This window comes from Ruegeria sp. AL2 (assembly GCF_056540845.1).
Map to the genome: position 1 here is coordinate 1 of NZ_JBQFXM010000078.1, position 620 is coordinate 620.

At 55.0% G+C, this 620-nt stretch carries 1 protein-coding gene; it reads left to right on the top strand.

All coding sequences use genetic code 11. The features are described 5' to 3' along the window. Positions 1-599 (top strand): IS21-like element helper ATPase IstB (gene istB, locus ACR0ID_RS20465; protein WP_480608447.1); only part of this gene is annotated, 599 nt, incomplete at its 5' end. Positions 600-620 lie beyond the last annotated feature (21 nt).

Below are 620 nucleotides of genomic sequence, written 5' to 3' on the forward strand. Positions count from 1 at the left end.
CCAAGGTGGCGCGCTTCCCCTCTTACAAAGACCTCGCAGGCTTCGACTTCAAATCCAGTGAGATCAACGAGGCCACTGTCCGGCAATTGCACCGCGGAGAGTTCATGGAAAATGCAGAGAACGTTGTCCTGATCGGCGGCCCCGGTACTGGCAAGAGCCACATCGCGACTGCCATCGGCGTTCAGGCCATCGAACATCACAGGCGTAAAGTCCGCTTCTATTCGACAGTGGAACTGGTCAATGCGCTGGAGCAGGAAAAGGTGCTAGGCAAAACCGGGAAGATGGCTGAGATGATGACCAAGGTCGACTTGGTCATTCTCGACGAGCTCGGCTACCTGCCATTCAGCTCATCCGGCGGCGCACTGCTATTCCACCTGCTCAGCAAGCTCTATGAGCGCACCAGCGTCATCATCACAACCAACCTCAGCTTCTCTGAATGGGCGCAGGTCTTCGGGGATGCAAAGATGACAACAGCTCTCCTCGACCGCCTCACGCACCGCTGCCACATCCTCGAAACCGGTAACGACAGCTACCGCTTCAAGGCAAGTTCTGAAGCAAGGAAAACGAGAAAGGAAACGCCAACATTGACCACAACATAAACGCTGAGACATAAACAAAGG